This window comes from Piscinibacter sp. (assembly GCF_050175855.1).
GTDB lineage: Bacteria > Pseudomonadota > Gammaproteobacteria > Burkholderiales > Burkholderiaceae_C > Piscinibacter.
The window spans coordinates 1-3,088 of record NZ_JBFXIO010000504.1; the positions used below are offsets into that span (position 1 = coordinate 1).

The 3,088-nt window shown below is 68.5% G+C and carries 2 protein-coding genes and 1 pseudogene; all 3 read right to left on the reverse strand.

Annotated elements, in window-relative coordinates; genetic code table 11:
* On the reverse strand, positions 1-1,105 hold a 1,105-nt coding region (locus AB7U92_RS24680), incomplete at its 3' end, for a methyl-accepting chemotaxis protein (protein ID WP_428583113.1).
* A gap of 28 nt (positions 1,106-1,133) precedes the next feature.
* Positions 1,134-2,921: a methyl-accepting chemotaxis protein gene (locus tag AB7U92_RS24685; RefSeq protein ID WP_428583115.1), complete on the reverse strand. Its 1,788-nt coding sequence runs from the start codon at positions 2,919-2,921 to the stop codon at positions 1,134-1,136.
* 28 nt (positions 2,922-2,949) lie between these two features.
* Positions 2,950-3,088, reverse strand: a pseudogene (locus AB7U92_RS24690) (methyl-accepting chemotaxis protein); the annotation flags it as partial.

The window sequence follows — 3,088 nt, forward strand, 5'->3', positions numbered from 1 at the left end:
CACCGATGATGTCGGAGATCTTCTTGGAGCTGGCGTTGATCTCGTCCATGGTGGAGACCACCTGGGAGACGACGCTGCCACCGCGCTGGGCCACCTCGGCGGCGGAGGCCGCGAGCTGGTTGGCCTGGCGCGCCGAGTCGGCGCTCTGCTTGACCGTGCCGGTGAGCTGCGTCATCGAGCTGGCGGTCTGCTGCAGGCTGCTGGCGGCGTTCTCGGTGCGCGCGCTGAGATCCTGGTTGCCGCTGGCGATCTCGGCGCTGGCGTTGCCGATGTTCTCGCCGCTGGCCCGCACCTGGCCGACCAGGCTGCGCAGGAAGTCCTGCATGCGGGACAGCGCGTGCAACAGGTCGCTGGCCTCGTCGCGGCCTTCGATGGTGATGCGCCGCGTCAGATCACCCTCGGCGATGGCCTGGGCGATCTGCTGCGCGTGGCGCACCGGCTGGACGATCGAGCTGGAGTTCAGCAGCGTCAGCGGCACCACCACCACCAGCGAGAGCGCCAGCAGCGCCACGAAGGCATACAGCGTGTTCTGCATCGACGCGGCGAACTCGGCCTGGCGGTCCTTCACTTCGCTCGCGACGATGGCGGCGATTGCGTCGATGCGCTGGTGGAGTTCGTGCACGTGGCCCTTGGCCTTGTCGAGCCGACGGTCGGCCACCTTGGCGGTGTCGTAGGCGCCGTTCTGCACGGCATCGAGCACCGGCTTGGACTCCGTCACGTAGGCGTCGAGGCTCTTCAGCGCCTCGCGGGCGATCTTGTTGTCCTCGTCTTCTTCGCCCTCGAGCATCGCGTCGAAGGACTTGCGCAGCTTGTCGGCGGTTGCCATCCAGGCCTCGCGGTGCTTGAGCACGGCCACGCCGTCCTCGTAGTCGATCACCATGTTCTTCTCGTGGTGACGGAGCTCGCCGAGGCCGTTACGCAGTTCGCCCACGACGGTGATCTCGTGCACCGAGTGCTCCATGAAGTCCTGGTTCAGGTGCTTGAGGTGCGTGCCACCGACCAGCGCCGCGGCGCCGACCAGGAGGAACAGGGCGATCACCATCCAGATCGCGCCGATCATGCGCAAGCGGATGGTGAAACGGCGGAGTGCGGCCTGCGGGTTCATGACGTCTGCCCTGGGTTCGTACTGCGCTTCAGAAAGTTTCCCACTCGCCGTCGGCGGGGGCGGAGACAACACGTTGCGCTGCCGGGGCGGGCGCGGACGCCGGCTTGGGCTCGATGCGCGGCATCGGCTTGGGCTCGGTGCGCGCCGTCACCGGCGACGGCTTGGGCGCTGCCACGGGTTTGGGTTCGGCCGCGGACTTGGGCTGGGCGGGCGGCACCGGCGCCTTGCGCACGGGCGCCGTCGCGAGCGGCGCCGTGCTCGGGGCCGCGCCCTCGGCGAGGCGGAAGGTGGCCACCACCTGGGCCAGGCGCTGCGCCTGCTCCTTGAGCGACTCGGCAGCGGCGGCGGATTCCTCGACCAGCGCGGCGTTCTGCTGGGTCATCTGGTCGAGCTGGGTGACGGCGGTATTGACCTGGCCGATGCCGTCGCTCTGCTCGGCAGCGGCGGCGGTGATCTCGCCGATGATGTCGGAGACCCGCTGCACGGAGGCGACGATCTCGTTCATCGTCGAGCCGGCGTCACTGACCAGGCGCGAGCCGGCCTCGACCTTGTCGACGGAGGCGCCGATCAGGCCCTTGATCTCGCGGGCGGCTTCGGCCGAGCGCTGGGCGAGACTGCGAACTTCGGAGGCGACGACGGCGAAGCCGCGGCCCTGCTCGCCGGCGCGGGCGGCCTCGACGGCGGCGTTCAGGGCCAGGATGTTGGTCTGGAAGGCGATGCCGTCGATGACACCGATGATGTCGGAGATCTTCTTGGAGCTGGCGTTGATCTCGTCCATGGTGGAGACCACCTGGGAGACGACCGAGCCACCGCGCTGGGCCACCTCGGCGGCGGAGGCCGCGAGCTGGTTGGCCTGAGCGGCCGAGTCGGCGCTCTGCTTGACCGTGCCGGTGAGCTGCTCCATCGACGAAGCAGTCTGCTGCAGGTTGCTCGCGGTCTGCTCGGTGCGCGAGCTCAGGTCCTGGTTGCCAGTGGCGATTTCGACGCTGGCCGTGCCGATGCTGTCGGTGCTGGCGCGCACCTGGCCGACCAGGTTGCGCAGCGACTCCTGCATGCGGCCGATGGTGCGCAGCAGGTCGCCGAACTCGTCGCCGCGCTGCGAATCGACGCGGTGCGTGAGATCACCCGAGGCGATCACCTCGGCGGCCTGCACCGCCTCGCGAACCGGAGACGTCACGGAGCGGGCGATCGACCACGCCATCAGCACGCCGATGGCCAGGCCGGCGGCGAGCAGGCCACCGAGCAGCAGCTTGGCCTGCGCCAGCGCCTCGGCGACTTCCTGGTTGTTCTCGGCCGCGAGCCCGTTCTGGAACTCGAGGATCTGATGCTGCGACGCCAGGTAGGCCTGGGCTGCCGGCAACATCTTGGCGTCGAGCATGGCTTCGGCTGCCAGCGGGTCGCCGTTCTTCAGGTGCGCGATCAGCGTCTTGCGGATCTCGAGATAGGTCTTGCGCTTCTCGGCCACGTCGGCGAGCAGGGCCTTGCCCTTCTCGGAGATGACGGAAGCCTCCAGGTCCTTCTGCAACTCGGAGATGCGTGCCGAGGTGTCCTTCATCAGCGGCGCGTAGTACTCCTCGAGCTGGGACAGCCCCGACGACTTCGCGATCGCGACGGCGCGTGTGACGTTGAGCTCGGTCAGGCCGCGCCATTCGCGCACGACGCCGGCACGGCGGTCGTATTCGGTCGCCTTCGTCAGCTGGTTGGCCGTGGCCACCAGCTGCATCATCGACACGCCGAACAGCAGCGTCATGAGCGCCAGCAGCGCACCGAAGCCGAGCGCCAGGCGCCGGCCGATCTTGAGATTGTTGAGGTTCATGAGTGCTCTTATCGGAAGGATGGAGGGCTCACTGAAGCCTGAAGGTGCCGACCACCTGGTTCAGGCGCTGAGCCTGTTCCCGGAGCGATTCGGCAGCGGCGGCGGACTGCTCGACCAGCGCGGCGTTCTGCTGGGTCATCTGGTCGAGCTGGGTGACGGCGGTATTG